Source organism: Methylocella sp. (assembly GCA_037200525.1).
GTDB lineage: Bacteria > Pseudomonadota > Alphaproteobacteria > Rhizobiales > Beijerinckiaceae > Methylocapsa.
Genome location: JBBCGG010000001.1, coordinates 3705863 through 3721518, shown reverse-complemented (window position 1 = coordinate 3721518; position 15656 = coordinate 3705863). Strand labels below are relative to the sequence as shown.

The window sequence follows — 15656 nt, the reverse complement described above, 5'->3', positions numbered from 1 at the left end:
TTGGGCCAGTTGCTCGGCCGAGGACTTAAGGAACGAGCCGGCCTTTTGAAGTAGGCTCGGAGTCTTATGCGTGTAGATCTCTTCGACTTTGAACTGCCGGACGCATGCATCGCGTTGCGCCCGGCGGAACCGCGCGATGCAGCTCGGTTGCTTGTCGTGCGTCCCTCCGGCGTGCCGGCATTGGAAGATGGCGGCGTCCGCGACCTGCCGGACTTGCTTTCGCCCGGCGACGTTCTCGTCGTCAATGATACGCGCGTGATCCCCGCCCGCTTGCAAGGCGGCCGCGTTCGCGGAGAAGCTAGCGCACGGATTGAGGCGACCTTGCATAAACGCGAAGGGTCTGCCCTTTGGCGGGCTTTCGTGCGGCCGGCGAAAAAACTCAAGCTGGGCGAGATCATTTCATTCAGCGCGGTCGGCGGAGGCGCGGCTCGCGACGAATCTCTTGAGGCCGAAGTCGTCGAAAAAGGCGAGAATGGCGAGGTCGCGCTCGGCTTTTTACTGTCTGGGGCTTTGCTTGATCAAGCGATCGAGCGAATCGGGCAAATGCCTCTGCCGCCTTATATCTCGGGCAAGCGCCGCATCGACGAAAGCGACGCGCGGGACTATCAAACGCTGTTCGCCCGGCGTTCCGGTGCGGTGGCGGCCCCAACGGCCAGTCTTCATTTCACGCCGCCCCTCATCGCGGCCATTTCCGCGCGGGGCGTCGACATCCAGCGGGTGACGCTGCATGTTGGGGCCGGGACGTTCCTGCCAGTGAAAGTCGACGACACCGCCGACCACAAAATGCATGCTGAATGGGGCGAGGTCGGCGCCGAAACCGCCGAGGCGCTGAACCGCGCCTGCGCAGCGGGCCGGCGCATTATCGCCGCCGGCACCACCAGCCTTCGGATTCTCGAATCCGCGGCGCGGTCAAACGGCGCCGTAGCAGCTTTTTCCGGCGACACGTCGATCTTCATTACGCCCGGATACAAGTTCAAGGCGGTCGATGCGCTGTTGACCAATTTCCATCTGCCGCGATCGACGCTATTCATGCTGGTCGCGGCTTTCTCCGGCCTTGAGACGATGCAAGCCGCCTATCGCCACGCCATCGCGGAACATTATCGCTTCTATAGCTATGGCGACGCCTGTCTTTTGTTTCCAGCCTTGGACCTCCATAAAGCATGACTGACGCTTTCAGTTTCAAGGCGGCCTCCCAAGACGGGCAGGCGCGCGCCGGGGCGATCACAACGCCGCGCGGAACGATCCGCACGCCCGCCTTCATGCCGGTCGGTACGGCGGCGACCGTCAAGGCGATGCATCCCGAAGCGGTCAAAGCGCTCGGCGCCGATATCGTGCTGGCCAACACCTATCATCTGATGCTGCGCCCTGGGGCCGAGCGCATCGCCGAATTGGGCGGCCTGCACGAATTCATGAATTGGCCAGGACCGATCCTTACCGATTCCGGCGGCTTTCAGGTCATGTCGCTCGCCAAGCTGAGAAAACTCGACGAAAACGGCGTGACCTTTCAATCGCATATCGATGGCGCGCGGCATGTTCTGACGCCGGAGCGCTCGATGCAGATTCAAGATCTGCTCGGCGCCGATATCCAGATGCAATTCGACGAATGCGTAAAACTCCCCTGCGAGGAGGCGGAGGCGCGCCGCGCCATGCTGTTGTCGCTGCGTTGGGCGGAGCGCTCGCGGGCCGCCTTTGCGGCCAAGCCTGGTCGCGCGCTGTTCGGGATCGTGCAGGGCGGCGCCTCGGAGGCGCTGCGGCTTGAGAGCGCCAGGGCGCTGGCCGGCATGGAGTTCGAGGGATATGCGCTTGGCGGCCTCGCCGTTGGAGAGCCGCAAGAGGTCATGCTGGCCATGATCGAATGCGCGCTGCCAAAGCTGCCGGAGACCAAGCCGCGCTATCTCATGGGCGTTGGCGCCCCCGATGATCTTATCGAGGCGGTGCGGCGCGGGATCGATATGTTTGATTGCGTGATGCCGACGCGCGCCGGCCGCCACGGCCTCGCCTACACGCGCGCGGGAAAACTCAATCTGCGCAATGCCCGCCATGCGGACGACCGCGCGCCAGTGGATCTTCTGTCGTCTTGCTCCGCCGCGCGAAAATATTCCCGCGCCTATTTGCATCACCTCGTAAAGTCGGGCGAGATCCTTGGCATGATGCTGCTGACCGAAATCAACCTCGCCTATTATCAGGATCTGATGGCGGGGATGCGTGGCGCCATCGCCGCCGGCCGCTTCGGCGATTTTTACGCCGAAACGAAATCAGCTTGGCGAAACGGCGAAGAGGGCGGCGAGAGCAGCGCGGATGGCGATTGAACGCCGGGCGGCATCTTATTGGCCTTGCGTCAGCCGGCGCAAAACCTCAGCCGAACCATAGCCATCAGCAGGAGCGATTTTCGCGCCGACCTCGTAATCATGAATGGCGTCGCGCGAGGCCTGCCCGAAGCGGCCGTCAATCGAGCCATGATAGAGCCCGCGTTTTTCGAGCTGACGCTGGATCTCGCTCTTTTCGGTGCGGCTCAAAAAAGTCTCTCCCGCTGGCCAATGACCGCGCAAATCGGATGCGCCATTGATGCGATCGGCAAGCAAGCTCAGGGAGAGTGCATAGGAATCCGAATTATTATAGGCTTTGAGAACCCAGTAATTTTCCGACAGAAGAAAAGCTGGCCCCGCGGCGCCCGAAGGCAGGAACAAGGTCGCCTCGCCCGTTGCGCGTAACGGGCTCCCATCCGCGTTGACGACGCCGAGCGCGGCAAAATCCGCGAAGCTGCGACGCAGGGAGGCGAAGTCGAATTTTGCGGGGAGAACGACCTCCATGCCCCAGGGCGCGCCGGGACGCCATCCGGATTGGCGTAGGAAATTGGCGATCGAGGCTAGGCTATCTTGCGGCCTGTCCCAAATGTCGGCCGGGGCCGATCCGGCGAAGCTGACTGCATATTTGAGATAGGCCGAGGGAATGAACTGCGGATCGCCCATCGCTCCCGCCCAAGACCCTTTCAATGTCGCTCGGGGGACGAAGCCCTTGTCGAGGATCACCAGCGCGGCGACCAACTCGCCGAGGAACAAGGGGCGATCCTGGCGCCGATAGGCCAAGGTCGCCAAGGAGCGGATGACGTCCTTGCCGCCTTTTGCCGCTCCGAAGTCGGTCTCAAGACCCCATGCCGCCACGACGATCTCGGCCGGAACGCCGAAGCGTTCGCTGATTTGCGCCAATTCCGCCCGCCATTGTTTGAAAGCGACGCGGCCGCGGCTGACGCGCGCGGCTGACGCGGCTTCCTTTAGATAGGAGCTGAGCGGCTTGTCGAATTCAGCCTGCTTGACCGAGGCCGAGAGCGAGGCAGGATCGGGAGTTAGATCCTTGACCGCCGCATCAAAAGTCTCGCGCCGAATGCCTTGCGCTTGCGCGCGCGGCCAAATGGATTGCAAGAAATTTTGGAAGCCTGCGTCGTCTGGCTCAAGCGCGCTGGCCGGATGGGACCAGCAAAGAACCAGCGCCAGCAGGATAAAAAAGCACGCGAGCGCGGCCGCTGATTGCCTACGCTGCATCATGGGTGATCGGCTGTTTTGGCTTCGTCTTCCATTTCAATTCGCGCAGCGACTCGAAGGTGACGTAAAGCATCGGAATCAGAAAGATGCCAATCGCGCTAGCGGCTATCATTCCAGAAAATACCGGAGTGCCGACGCCGCGTCGACTGATCTGCGCTGCGCCATGGGCGATGACCAGCGGCAGCAGGCCGAGAATGAATGCGATAGATGTCATCATGACGGCGCGAAACCGCATCCGAGCGCCAAGGACAGCGGCGTCGCGAATATCCATGCCTCCTTCGCGCTGGTCCTTGGCGAATTCAACAATCAGAATGCCGTTTTTCGCCGCCAAAGCGATCAGCACGACGAGACCGATCTGCGCATAGAGATCGAGCGACAATCCCGAAATGAGAATGCCGACAAATGATCCAAGTACGGCGACCGAGACCGACATGAGCACCGGGATCGGAATAATCCAGCTTTCATAAAGAGCGACGAGAAACAGGAAGGCGAAGAGCAGCGCGAGCGTGAGAATCGTTCCGGTTTGGCCTGAGGCTTCGTGCTCCTGGAAAGCGGTGCCGGTCCATTCGAACGTATAGCCCGGAGGCAGCGTTTTACGGGAGAGAGCGTCCATCGCCGCAAGCGCGCCGCCCGATGAGACGCCTGGCGCTGGCGAGCCGTTGATCGTGACCGAACGATAATTGTTATAGCGCGTGATTGCTTGCGGGCCCAGCACCGTCCGCATGGAGGCGAGCGAGGCCATTGGCGCCATCCCGCCGGATTTGTTGCGCACATAAATCTGCCAGATCGATGAAAGATCGCTGCGATCGGCTGCCTCGCCCTGAATATTGACCTGCCAGGTGCGGCCGAAAAGATTGAAATCGTTGATATAGGATCCGCCCAGCGTCGACTGCAGAGAGTTGAATATATCGGCGATGTTGATGCCGAGAGCTTGCGCCTTATCGCGATCAATATCGAGAAAGATCGATGGGTTGGTGGCCGTGAACGTTGAAAATACCCGGGTGAGCGCGGGGTCCTGGTTCGCCGCCGCGATCATGCCCTGCATGACGCTGGCGATCGTGGATGGGTCTTGCCCTTCAAGGCCCTCGAGCTGATATTCGAATCCGCCGGTGGTTGAAAGGCCGATGATCGGCGGCAGATTGAAGGCGATCACCGACGCGGTCCGGATTTCCGCCGCCTCGCGCGTGACCTTGGCGATCAGAGCCTGCGCCGAGTCCGCAACGGTCGGCCGGTCGGCGAACGGTTTCAGCTTCGCCACGATGAATCCGGCGTTGGGTTCGCTGACGCCATCGAGCCGCGAATAGCCGATGATGGAAAATGTGTCCTGCATCTGCGGCATATCGAGCAAAAGCTTTTCGACTTTCTTCATCGCGTCGCTTGTGCGCTGGACGGACGCTCCATCCGGCAACTGAATCGATAAAAAGAAAGCTCCTTGATCTTCTTCCGGCAGAAAACCGACCGGCGTGCGCGACGAGAGGCTGAAAATGCCCACAGCGCAAATGACGACGACGACGAGCCCGAGAACCGCATGGCGCACCAGAAACTTCACGACGCGCCCGTAGCCGTCTCGCGTCGCGTCGATCGCGCGAAGCACTCGCCCAAGAATGCCTCCCCTGTGTCCGCCCGGACGCAACACCAAGGCGCATAACGCGGGGGACAAGGTCAGCGCATTCAACGCCGAGATCAGCATAGCGACGCTGATCGTGACCGCAAATTGCTGGAACAATTGGCCGGACACGCCCGGGATGAATGCGATCGGCACGAACACTGACAGCAACACCAGCGTGATCGCGATGATCGGCGCCGTGATCTGCGCCATCGCCTTCTTGGTTGCGGCAGCTGGAGAAAGCTCCGGCTCTTCCTCCATCACGCGCTCAACGTTCTCCACGACGACGATAGCGTCATCAACGACAATGCCGATGGCGAGGACGAGGGCTAGAAGCGAAACCGTATTGGCCGAATAGCCGACGGCAAGAAGCACCGCGAATGCGCCGATCAGGCTGACCGGAACTGCGATCGCGGGAATGATGGTGGCGCGCACCGTCCCAAGAAAGAAGAACACGACGATGACGACGAGAACGAAGGCCTCGCCGATGGTCTTCAGCACCTCCTGGATCGTGTCCATCACGAAGGTCGTCGAATCATAGACGACCTTCGACTTCAAACCTTCGGGAAAGCGAACCGCCACTTTGGCGAGAGTTTTCTGAACGGCCGCCGCTGTTTGAACGGCGTTGGCTCCCGGCGCGAGATAAATCCCGATCGCCACAGCCGGCTTGCCGGACAGACGGCTTTCGTTATCCATGTTCTGAGCGCCGATCTCGACGCGCGCGACATCGTGAATGCGCACGAAGGAGCCGTCGGGATTGGCGCGCAGGACAATGTTGCCGAATTGATCGGACGTAGTCAGGCGGCCCTGAGTTTGCAGATTCATCTGGAATTGTTGATCGTCAGGGATCGGCCGTGCGCCAATGCGGCCGATGGGGGCTTGCACGTTCTGAGACTGAATGGCGTTCGCGACATCCGACGGCGCCAAATTGAGGCTGATCAGCCTCTGCACGTCGAACCAGATGCGCATCGAATATTTGAGGTTGCCGAACAGCGAGGCCTGCCCGACGCCCGGCGTGCGCGACAATTCGTCGAGCACATTGATTGTCGCATAATTGGTGATGAAGAGGGGGTCTTGTTTGCCATTGTCGCTATAGAGCATCATGAACTGCAAAATCGCCGAGGAGCGTTTCTGCACCGTGAGGCCTTGATGCGTGACGGTGTCCGGCAATTGCGCCAGCGCCGTCTGGACCCTGTTGTTGACGTTGACGGTGTCGATATCGGGATCGGTCCCGAGATCGAAGCTGACGGTCAGATTATAGCTGCCGTCGTTGCCGCTGGTCGACTTCATGTAAATTGCTTTGTCGACGCCGACCATCTGGGCTTCGAGCGGCTGGGCGACTGTGGTTTCAACCACGTCCGCTGAGGCGCCTGGATAGCTCGCCGTTACTTGAACTTGCGGCGGCACAATATCGGGAAACTGCGACAGGGGAATGCGGAACAGGGCGAGCGCGCCCGCGATGGTGATGACGATGGCAATCACTATCGCCAGTCTCGGCCGGTCGACGAAAACCGAAGAAATCATTCGTTCGCCCCACAAATAAATCGTCGGCTACTTCGTCATTCCGGGCTCCGGCGGAGTCGGCGGCGGCGTCGCGGGGCCGGCTGAAACCAGCAATCCAGGCCGCACGCGCTGCAATCCTTCGACGACGACGAGATCTCCGACTTTCAGTCCGCTAACCACCGAAGCCGTCGTCGGCGTCGATTGGCCAAGCTTGACGTTCTGCCGTTGAACCTTACCGTCCTTGTCGACCACATAGACATAGTCGCTTTGCTGATCGGACAGGATCGCCGCGCGCGGCACGGCGAGAATCTCGACAGGGTGCACGCCCTCAAGATTGACGCTGACAAATTCCGTATCGGTCAATTCGCGGAGAGTTCCGCCAGACGTGGATTTCACCGGCAGAGGCGGATTCGGGATAACGGCCCGGACCATAACCGTGTCCGTGGTTATTTGGACGGTGTTATCGACGAAATCGAGTTTGCCGGCTTGATTATAGATGCGGCCATCCGGCAGCCCCAGGCGGACCACGATCGCGTCGAAGCCGCCGAGCGGGGCGTAACGCTCGCGCAGCGAGAGCAAAGTGCGGACGGCGACGGGAAACAGGACATGCATCGGGTCCTGTCCAACGACAGTGACGAGAACGCCGCTGCTCGGGGTGACGACATTGCCGGGCGTCACCGCCGTCCGCCCAATTTTTCCGTCAATCGGCGAAGCGATGATCGTGTAATCGAGGTTGATTTGGGAAAACTCTTCGTTGGCCTGCGCGCCCAGCAATTGGGCGGCAAAACTGCGCTGAGTCGCCAGGGCGGTGTCGGCGGTCGCCTGCGCTCCGGCCTGCGTCGTCACCAACTTTTGCGCGCGGTCGAGTTGTATGTTCGCATTTTCCAATTGCGCCTGGAATTGCTGCACGATTGCGGTCTTGGCCTGGAGGTCGGCTTCGAACGGTCCGCGCTCGAGCCGATAGAGCACATCGCCTTTTTTGACTTCGGCGCCGTCGCGGAAATCGACTTGATCCAGAAACGCCGTTACCCGAGCGACGATGTCGACTCTGTTAATGGCTTGGACGCGGCCGTTGAACTGGCTGGTTTCCGTGATCGGTTTCAGTTCGACCCGGGCGACGCCAACGGACGGCGGACCGTCCGGGGTTTGCGCGTAAGCGGCTGGGGCGAACCAAAGCACCGTCAGAGCGATCGCGGCGGAGCCGGCGAGCCTCGCCACATTGAGGGCGTGACCGCCAGGCGATCGGATTTGCCGAATTGCAGGGGCGATGGCGCAACGCCCTGCCTTAAGAGACAGCGCTGATCGGGGCAAAACGAAGCTCTCTACCAAGGATGTCGAACCGCGGACCGAAGGACGATAGAGTATTTCCACGTTTTACAGAAAAAGCGATAGCAATACCGCAACACTCTGTTGTTTTGATTCGATCTCGCTGGATTGCCGCTTTTCGCTGGAGCGCGGGTTCTCAACAGCTAGTCGGGGCGGGAGCCGGGCGCTCTATTTTTGCGCCTGGAGCGCCGGGCCCGCTTGCGTCGCCATCACGTCTCCGGAGCCTGCGGCGGGGGAGGCCGGCTCGATCGCCGCGCTGACCTGTTGCGATGGTTGGGCCTGTGCCGCTTCTGCGGGGCCGGCGAGGAACGACAACAGGCCCGCAAGCGGGTTGGGGGGCGGCGGCGGGGACGGCGGAAGGGCCGCGGGTTCCGGCGTGAGAGGCGGAGAGGACGCTGTTCGCAATGCGTCCAGCATGTTCTTCTTTTTTGCCACGTAATAATAGCCGCCGGCGAAAAGCGCTACGGCGCGGTCTTCATCGCCCTCGGCGACCTTGTATGCGTTGGAGAGATAGGGAATGGCGTAGGTCATATTGATTTGCGGATCGAGCAGGCCCGACGGCGCGCCCTTATAGCCCATTGCGCGCGCGGTGGCGTATTTGATCTGCATCAGACCATAACAACGATTATGAACGAGCTTTGGATTATAGCGGCTTTCCCGCTTCACGATGCGATGGACGAGCGGTTCGGGAACGCCATGCATCTGCGCTTGATGCGCGATAAAGTCGTCATAGTTTTTGGGCCGCTCGGCGGGATCGGCGAAAGCGACCGAATAGGTTAGCGAGGCGATTATAACGCCAGATAGAATGCGCAGCATAAGCACCTCCCCCGCAATGACCTTGCTAGCGGAGTGTGGCGGGAAAGAGGCGCTAAGCTTTAGACGCACGAGACTGTTGCCTATGCGCCACAGCGGCGTTATGAGCGACGGTCTTCGAGCGCTTGTTTGAATTCGCCTCTGCCCAGCGCGATTTCACTGCGCGCGCCTCGGCGGAGTTTTGGGGCCGTTTGGGCGGCGCGGGCAATCGCGGCGCGCCATTGATCGATTTGACGCGTCGCTTCGCCTCGCCGCGTCGCTCCGAAGCGGTGGACCCTGACGGGTCGAAAGCCGCAGAAGCCCAGAACCTGCTTGCGCCACCGGCGCATGACCGGATCGCCATAAACCAGCCGCAGATACCACGGCGGCGTGTCCATCGTCACAATGACATCGGCGGAGCGACCTTTGAGCAACCGATCCCAAAACGGATTATTGCGATGATATTTGAACGCAAAGCCCGGCAGAATCACGCGATCCAGCAAGCCTTTGAGAATAGCCGGCTCGCCGCCCCACCATAGTGGAAAGCCGACGACGAGATGATCGCAAGCATCTATCGCCGCGGCGGCCATTTCAAGGTCCGGCTCCCAAGGTTGCTCGGCGGCATAGCCCGCGCAAGTTCGGGTTGAACGAAAGATCGCGCACAGCGATCCGACGCACCGTCGAATTCGGATCGAGCGCTGCGGCGTAAGCATCAAGAAGAGCGCTCACAAGGCGCCGCTCGTCAGGATGACCGTCTAGGATCAACACATTCATCGAAGATTAATGCATTCGCAGCGAGAAGCCACGCCAAGTGAGTGACGCCAACTTTCTCATCCTAGCAGAGTTTTGGATCAGACCTGGCGTTCGATCATCATATTCTTGATTTGCGCGATCGCTTTGGCCGGGTTCAAGCCTTTAGGACAGGTTTTGGCGCAATTCATGATTGTGTGGCAGCGATAGAGGCGGAAAGGGTCTTCGACATTGTCGAGCCGCTCGCCGGTCGCCTGATCGCGCGAGTCGATGAGCCAGCGATAGGCCTGCAACAGCACCGCGGGGCCGAGATAGCGGTCGCCATTCCACCAATAGCTCGGGCAGGAAGTTGAGCAGCAGGCGCAGAGGATGCATTCATAGAGGCCATCGAGTTTCGCGCGATCCTGCGGCGTCTGCCGCCACTCCTTCTCCGGCGTCGGCGTCTTGGTTTGCAGCCATGGCTCTATTGAGGCGTGCTGGGCGTAGAAATGGGTGAGATCCGGCACGAGGTCTTTCACCACGGACATGTGCGGCAATGGATAGATTTTGACGGCGCCTTTGACGTCATCGATGGCTTTGGTGCAGGCGAGCGTGTTGGCTCCGTCGACGTTCATGGCGCAGGAGCCGCAGATGCCTTCGCGGCAGGAGCGGCGAAAAGTCAGCGTCGGATCAATCTTGGATTTGATCCAGATGATGGCGTCGAGAACCATCGGCCCGCAATCGTCGCGGTCGACGAAATAGGTGTCGATGCGCGGGTTTTGCGCGTCGTCTGGATTCCAGCGATAGATTTGGAACTCGCCCAGATTTTTGTCGGAGGCCGGCTTTGGCCAAGTCTTGCCGACGCCGACGCGCGAATTTTTGGGGAGAGCGAATTCGACCATTTGGATTTCCCAGAGTCAGATGAGCCGCGGTTTTGAACAATTGGCGGTGGCCCAGAATCCGAGCCGCATCAATAAACCCGCGCCTTCGGCTCAATATATTGCATCTCGTTGGTCATCGTATAGGTGTGCACAGGGCGGTAATCGATCGTCACCGTGCGGGCTTCGGGGTCGATCGACGCCAAGGTGTGCTTCATCCAGTTCACGTCGTCGCGCTCTGTGTAATCCTCTCGAGCATGGGCGCCGCGCGATTCCGTTCGATTGGCGGCGCCGTCCATCGTGACGACCGCCTGAATAATGAGATTGTCGAATTCGAGCGTTTCGACGAGGTCTGAGTTCCAGATCATCGAGCGGTCGGTGACGGCGATCTGATCCCTCGCCGCCCAAACCTCATGGATGAGCTTCGAGCCTTCATCGAGAGTGGCGCCTGTGCGATAGACGGCGCAATTATTCTGCATGACCTTTTGCATCCGCAATCGCAGCTCGGCGGTCGCAACGCCGCCTTTCGCGTAGCGGAACCGATCAAGGCGAGAGAGAGCATGATCCGCGGAATCGGCGGGCAACTCCGCCTGTTTTGCGCCCGGCGTCACGAGTTCCGCGGCGCGCATGCCCGCGGCGCGGCCGAACACGACGAGATCGATCAGCGAATTCGAACCGAGCCGATTGGCGCCATGCACGGAGACGCAAGCCGCCTCGCCAAGCGCCATCAAACCGGGAACGATGACGTCGGGGTCGCCGCCTTTCTTGATGACCACCTCGCCATGATAGTTCGTGGGGATGCCGCCCATGTTGTAGTGCACCGTCGGAAGCACCGGGATCGGCGCTTTGGTCAGATCGACGCCGGCAAAAATGCGGGCGCTTTCCGATATGCCGGGAAGGCGTTCGTGCAGGATTTTCGGATCGAGATGGTCGAGGTGGAGATAGATGTGATCATTGTTCTTGCCGACGCCGCGGCCTTCGCGAATTTCGACCGTCATGGCGCGTGAAACCATGTCTCGCGGCGCCAGATCCTTCACGGATGGCGCATAACGCTCCATGAACCGCTCGCCGAGCGAATTGGTGAGATAGCCGCCTTCGCCCCGCGCGCCTTCCGTGATGAGGCAGCCGGCGCCATAAATTCCGGTCGGATGGAACTGCACGAATTCCATGTCCTGGAGCGGCAGTCCAGCGCGTAAAACCATGGCGTTGCCATCGCCGGTGCAAGTATGCGCCGACGTCGCCGAGAAATACGCGCGACCGTAGCCGCCGGTAGCTAGAATGACGAGCTGCGCGCGAAACCGGTGGATCGTTCCATCGTCGAGCTTCAGGCAGATGACGCCGCGGCAGCGGCCATCCTCCATGATGATGTCGATGGCGAAATATTCGATGAAGAATTCGGTGTTATTGCGCAGCGCTTGACCATACAGCGTATGCAGCATGGCATGGCCGGTGCGATCGGCCGCCGCGCAGGTGCGCTGCGCCGGCGGCCCTTTGCCGAAGTCGGTGGTCATGCCGCCGAACGGGCGCTGATAGATGCGGCCGTCCTCTGTGCGCGAGAAAGGCACGCCCCAATGTTCGAGCTCATATACAGCCGCGGGCGCGTTGCGGCAGAGATATTCAATGGAGTCCTGATCGCCAAGCCAGTCCGATCCTTTGACGGTATCGTACATGTGCCATTTCCAATTGTCGGGACCCATGTTGGCGAGCGAGGCGGCGACGCCGCCCTGCGCCGCGACCGTGTGGGAACGGGTCGGAAAAACCTTGCTGATGCAGGCTGTCCGCAATCCGGCCTGAGAGCAGCCGACCGTCGCTCGCAGTCCCGCGCCGCCGGCGCCGACGATGATGACATCGAAACTATGATCCGTGATCGGATAAGCGGCGCCCTGCTTTGATGACCCTGCGTTCCCGTTCAACATGCTATTGGAGGCCATGCCATCGCCTTTCGAATTGTTTTTGCGCGCCGAATCGCGAGTCATGGCCGCGCGGACGCCGCGTCAAGACATGCTCAGTTTCAAGGTCGCGTAAATGCAAGCCAGACCGACGCAGACGGAGAAGAAAAGATTGGCGACGAGCGCCCAATTTTTCAGATGCGCCGAATGCACGTAATCGTCGATGATCGACTGCATCCCGATTTTCATGTGTGAGACGCCGGCAAGGATGAAAAGAAGCAGGATGAGCGCCGGAAGCGGGCTCCGCAGTTCCGCTCGGACCCCTGCGTAATCCTTGCCCATCAAGGACAGAAGAATCCAGACGAAAGCGATCGACAAGGGGATCAACGCTACGGACGTGACGTGCATGCGCCACGAATCCGTCGCTCCGGACTTCGCGGAGCCAAGAGAGCGCTCCCGCGCGGCCTCGCCGCGAATCATTGCCGGATCATTCGACATGTGTGTTTCAGTCCTTCAATGGGGTCGATTCGGAAAGGCCTGATGCGATGCAGCAACAACTCTCTACCCGACAATCGCAATGATCCAGGCAAGCAGCGTCAGCGCCGCGCCGCCGATCAATGTTGCTTTCGCCAGCCACTCGCGTTGGGGATAATCGAGCCCATAGCCGGCATCCCAGATGATGTGGCGGACGCCTCCGAGGAGATGGTGAAACAGGGCCCAAGTGAATCCGAACAGGACAAGCTTGCCGATGATCGAATTGAAGACGAAGGATGCCGTCGCGAAGGCGTCAGGGCCGCTCGATGCGGCGATCAAGAACCAGGCCAGAAGAAAAGTTCCGCCATAAAGCGCGACGCCGGTGATGCGATGGGCGATCGACATCATCATGGTCAGCGTCGGACGATAGATCTGCAGATGCGGCGACAACGGCCGCCGGCTGGCCGGGGGGCCGGGACTCAACTCGATCTCGGTCATGAACGTTAAACCCGATCCTCGTGAAATCTGCCGTTCCTCCCTTAACTTAAAGCGCGCCGTGGAGCAAAGCAATCGGGTGGACATTGACCCCGCCGGCGATCGAAATGCGCAATGAAACGGCTTTGGTCATTGCCAAAACACGGGCCGCAGTAGAAGAGTGAAGCTCTAACTCGGCGTTCGCTTGCGCGTCGTATATAAACTCGGATCCATGCCTCTTGCTTTCGAAGTATGGAGCGGGGTTGCCGGGGAAAAATGATATAGGCATCTAGAGGGGAGCGCCTTGGCCGCTCCCAGAGTGAGAAAAACGCGCTTAGAATTGCGCCGGCGCGCCTCAACACATCTAAAGCGCGCTTGCTGTGGCATTCGTTGGCAATGGCGGAAGGCATGATCGTCCGAAGCACCAAACTCGTCTCTTTAATTTCGCGCGTCAGTCGGCGCGCCGCGCGCATCAACAACTCGCTTGCGTTGGCGCTGGTTGTCGCAAGCGTCGCGGTTGTCGGCTTGCCGGAGCGGGCTTTGGCGGCGGCGGGGCGTATTTCGATCGAGTCGGGCGGCGTCGCCCGCACCGCCATTCTCGTCCAGCACCGTCGCCTAAAGCGGGCGCGGCGGCCTCTCGTCATCGTGCTTCGGAGCGGCAAGGAAAAAGGCCCGCATCTCAGGCGAATCTTCGGTCTGGAGGAAATGGCGAGCTCCTCGGGCCCCGTTTTGATCTATCCAGATCCCGTCGGCGGCCGTTGGAGCGATGCGCCTGGCCCCGAGGCTGCGCATGACGCAACCTTCATCCGCGATATCGTCGCCAAACTTGTCTCGGATGGGCTGGTCGACCACCGTAAAGTGTTCATTATCGGTATTTCAAGCGGAGGGCTCGCCGCCTTGCGGATCGCATGCGACAACACGTCGCTATTTGCGGGAGCGGCCGCGCTCATCACCAGCCTGCCGGCGGATCTCGCCGCGACTTGCAAACCATCGCACCCGCTTCCTCTGATAATGATCGTCGGCACGGCCGACGCATCGGTCCCCTATGGCGGCGGCAAAGCGAATTTGCCCAGCAGCAAAGTTGAGCTTCTTTCGGTCGATGCGACCTTGGCCATTTTCGGCAAGGCCGCTGGTTGCGGCGAGGGGCGCACGACGACGCCCTTGCCGGAATTTGACGCGCGCGAGGGCGTACGCGCCTATCTCGATAAACTGAATGGATGCAAAGTCCCGATAGAGGCCCTGCGCGTCGAAGGCGGCGCCCATATCGTTCCCGGCCATTGGACCGGCGCTGATCCTGCGCGGAGCCCGCACAATAATGGTGGGGAAAGCGCCAAGCTCATATGGGATTTCTTTCGCCGGCTCGGCGGCTGAGCTGATCGTTTCGCACTATCGGCGCGATGGCCGCGGGCTGAATTTCTTATCTTAGTGATTGCGCGGACCTGCGGCGGCGGTCCATCGCGCGCTGGGCTTTGAACACTTGTTCAAGTCCCGCCGCTGATTCGGGCGGGGGCGTAAAGGGAGGCGAGACTGGCGCACAAAGCTTCATGGCCGCCAGAGAGCATCAGCGTCTTTAACCGGCCCGTAGCGCCCGATTCGAGCCGCACCGACGCCGCGGGAATGCCGAGGGATTTGGCGATTAACCGAATAAGGGCGGCGTTGGCCTCGCCATCTTGCGGAACCGCGCGGACGCGGACCTTCAAAACGATTCGACCGTCAGCAAGGCGCTCAGCGCCCCCGATCTCGTCGCGGGAGCTTTTGGGCGTCAGGCGCACCGACAGCAACACGCCATCGCCGCGCAGGGTCCAGGGACCGCCGCCGAGGCCGGTCAATAAACGTTCGGATAGATATATTGCAGAATGATGCGCTGAATGAGGAAGATAAGAAGAAACAAAATAATTGGCGAAATATCAAGGCCGCCTAGATTAGGCATTACTTGTCGAATAGGCCGCAAGACTGGTTCAGTCAATGCGTTAACCGCATTGGATATGGCGCGCACTACGTCATTATATGTATTAACGACGTTAAAGGCGATCAGCCAGGAAAGAATCACCGCAGCGATCACCACATAGGTGTAGAGATCGAGAATCAGCAAAATAACGTCGAGAAGAGCGCGCATAGGAACTCCGAAGCCTCAGCCCATCAGACTCGTTTACGCGGCCTGAGCCGGACTGGCAAGGCTGACGCGGCAAACCATGCAATATCGGTGGAACAATATGACATCGGAGCGACCAACGAGCTTGCGCGAGCCGCCTTGGTCGCGTAAACACCCGCTCGAAGGGGCTGTAGCTCAGATGGGAGAGCGCTGCAATCGCACTGCAGAGGTCAGGGGTTCGATTCCCCTCAGCTCCACCAGCGAAGCCATAGTTTACGCGCGATGGCCTAGCTGTCGCAGCGCTTTGGGGAAGGGGAGCGCGGGCTGTGGCCGCCGATTCGCTACCGACCTCTC

General features: G+C 60.4%; 15 protein-coding genes and 1 tRNA gene. 4 read left to right on the top strand and 12 right to left on the bottom strand.

From position 1 onward, the window contains the following. The first annotated feature begins 66 nt into the window (after positions 1–66). Both queA and tgt read left to right on the top strand, forming a co-directional pair. Positions 67–1164 (top strand): tRNA preQ1(34) S-adenosylmethionine ribosyltransferase-isomerase QueA, encoded by a 1098-nt coding sequence (queA, locus tag WDN46_18310; protein MEJ0095280.1) that lies wholly within the window; start codon positions 67–69, stop codon positions 1162–1164. After that, entirely contained in the window at positions 1161–2309 is a 1149-nt protein-coding gene (gene tgt, locus WDN46_18305; GenBank protein MEJ0095279.1) for a tRNA guanosine(34) transglycosylase Tgt, read from the top strand. The genes queA and tgt overlap by 4 nt, the downstream gene beginning before the upstream one ends. A gap of 15 nt (positions 2310–2324) precedes the next feature. Here tgt and WDN46_18300 read toward each other — a convergent pair whose 3' ends face one another. From WDN46_18300 to sdhC, 10 genes are all read right to left on the bottom strand, one after another. Then, positions 2325–3542: a lytic murein transglycosylase gene (locus WDN46_18300; protein MEJ0095278.1), complete on the bottom strand. Its 1218-nt coding sequence runs from the start codon at positions 3540–3542 to the stop codon at positions 2325–2327. Then, a complete protein-coding gene (locus tag WDN46_18295) occupies positions 3529–6669 on the bottom strand; it encodes a multidrug efflux RND transporter permease subunit (protein ID MEJ0095277.1) in 3141 nt (1046 codons plus the stop codon). Before WDN46_18295 ends, WDN46_18300 begins: the two co-directional genes overlap by 14 nt. Before the next feature lie 27 nt (positions 6670–6696). Further along, positions 6697–7866 carry an efflux RND transporter periplasmic adaptor subunit gene (locus WDN46_18290; protein ID MEJ0095276.1) on the bottom strand — a complete coding sequence of 390 codons (1170 nt, stop codon included), beginning with the start codon at positions 7864–7866 and terminating at the stop codon, positions 6697–6699. A 276-nt stretch (positions 7867–8142) separates the two neighbouring features. Further along, a complete protein-coding gene (locus tag WDN46_18285) occupies positions 8143–8790 on the bottom strand; it encodes a lytic transglycosylase domain-containing protein (protein MEJ0095275.1) in 648 nt (215 codons plus the stop codon). 98 nt (positions 8791–8888) lie between these two features. Further along, the gene (locus tag WDN46_18280) at positions 8889–9356 is read right to left on the bottom strand and encodes an NAD(P)H-dependent oxidoreductase (GenBank protein ID MEJ0095274.1); all 468 of its coding nucleotides are present in this window, start codon (positions 9354–9356) and stop codon (positions 8889–8891) included. Position 9357: 1 nt separating this feature from the next. Then, positions 9358–9540, bottom strand: a complete 183-nt coding sequence (locus WDN46_18275; protein ID MEJ0095273.1) for a hypothetical protein — start codon at positions 9538–9540, stop codon at positions 9358–9360. 77 nt (positions 9541–9617) lie between these two features. Beyond that, positions 9618–10397, bottom strand: a complete 780-nt coding sequence (locus WDN46_18270; protein MEJ0095272.1) for a succinate dehydrogenase iron-sulfur subunit — start codon at positions 10395–10397, stop codon at positions 9618–9620. Between the two features lie 68 nt (positions 10398–10465). Further along, positions 10466–12289 (bottom strand): succinate dehydrogenase flavoprotein subunit, encoded by a 1824-nt coding sequence (gene sdhA / locus WDN46_18265; protein ID MEJ0095271.1) that lies wholly within the window; start codon positions 12287–12289, stop codon positions 10466–10468. 78 nt (positions 12290–12367) lie between these two features. Further along, positions 12368–12742: a succinate dehydrogenase, hydrophobic membrane anchor protein gene (gene sdhD, locus WDN46_18260; GenBank protein ID MEJ0095270.1), complete on the bottom strand. Its 375-nt coding sequence runs from the start codon at positions 12740–12742 to the stop codon at positions 12368–12370. Positions 12743–12823: 81 nt separating this feature from the next. After that, on the bottom strand, positions 12824–13234 hold the full coding sequence (sdhC, locus tag WDN46_18255; protein MEJ0095269.1) for a succinate dehydrogenase, cytochrome b556 subunit: 411 nt from the start codon (positions 13232–13234) through the stop codon (positions 12824–12826). 384 nt (positions 13235–13618) lie between these two features. Between sdhC and WDN46_18250 the strand changes: the two genes are divergently transcribed. Next, positions 13619–14581, top strand: a complete 963-nt coding sequence (locus WDN46_18250) for a phospholipase (GenBank protein ID MEJ0095268.1) — start codon at positions 13619–13621, stop codon at positions 14579–14581. A 110-nt stretch (positions 14582–14691) separates the two neighbouring features. Here the strand turns inward: WDN46_18250 and WDN46_18245 are convergent, their stop codons facing one another. Together WDN46_18245 and WDN46_18240 are read right to left on the bottom strand one after the other, a co-directional pair. Then, the gene (locus WDN46_18245; protein MEJ0095267.1) at positions 14692–15039 is read right to left on the bottom strand and encodes a DUF167 family protein; all 348 of its coding nucleotides are present in this window, start codon (positions 15037–15039) and stop codon (positions 14692–14694) included. Next, positions 15036–15326, bottom strand: coding sequence for a YggT family protein (locus WDN46_18240; protein ID MEJ0095266.1), 291 nt, complete (start codon positions 15324–15326; stop codon positions 15036–15038). Before WDN46_18240 ends, WDN46_18245 begins: the two co-directional genes overlap by 4 nt. A 160-nt stretch (positions 15327–15486) precedes the next feature. Here WDN46_18240 and WDN46_18235 point away from each other — a divergent pair. Continuing rightward, positions 15487–15562, top strand: a tRNA-Ala gene (locus WDN46_18235). The last annotated feature ends 94 nt before the right edge of the window (positions 15563–15656 follow it).

Bases quoted from the DNA above. Each gene is read 5' to 3' on its own strand.
- WDN46_18240 (MEJ0095266.1), bottom strand. From the start codon at position 15,326: ATGCGCGCTCTTCTCGACGTTATTTTGCTGATTCTCGATCTCTACACC.
- sdhC (MEJ0095269.1), bottom strand. From the start codon at position 13,234: ATGACCGAGATCGAGTTGAGTCCCGGCCCCCCGGCCAGCCGGCGGCCG.
- WDN46_18280 (MEJ0095274.1), bottom strand. From the start codon at position 9,356: ATGGCCGCCGCGGCGATAGATGCTTGCGATCATCTCGTCGTCGGCTTT.
- WDN46_18300 (MEJ0095278.1), bottom strand. From the start codon at position 3,542: ATGATGCAGCGTAGGCAATCAGCGGCCGCGCTCGCGTGCTTTTTTATC.
- WDN46_18285 (MEJ0095275.1), bottom strand. From the start codon at position 8,790: ATGCTGCGCATTCTATCTGGCGTTATAATCGCCTCGCTAACCTATTCG.
- sdhA (MEJ0095271.1), bottom strand. From the start codon at position 12,289: ATGTTGAACGGGAACGCAGGGTCATCAAAGCAGGGCGCCGCTTATCCG.
- WDN46_18275 (MEJ0095273.1), bottom strand. From the start codon at position 9,540: ATGAATGTGTTGATCCTAGACGGTCATCCTGACGAGCGGCGCCTTGTG.
- sdhD (MEJ0095270.1), bottom strand. From the start codon at position 12,742: ATGATTCGCGGCGAGGCCGCGCGGGAGCGCTCTCTTGGCTCCGCGAAG.
- tgt (MEJ0095279.1), top strand. From the start codon at position 1,161: ATGACTGACGCTTTCAGTTTCAAGGCGGCCTCCCAAGACGGGCAGGCG.
- WDN46_18270 (MEJ0095272.1), bottom strand. From the start codon at position 10,397: ATGGTCGAATTCGCTCTCCCCAAAAATTCGCGCGTCGGCGTCGGCAAG.
- WDN46_18250 (MEJ0095268.1), top strand. From the start codon at position 13,619: ATGATCGTCCGAAGCACCAAACTCGTCTCTTTAATTTCGCGCGTCAGT.
- WDN46_18295 (MEJ0095277.1), bottom strand. From the start codon at position 6,669: ATGATTTCTTCGGTTTTCGTCGACCGGCCGAGACTGGCGATAGTGATT.
- queA (MEJ0095280.1), top strand. From the start codon at position 67: ATGCGTGTAGATCTCTTCGACTTTGAACTGCCGGACGCATGCATCGCG.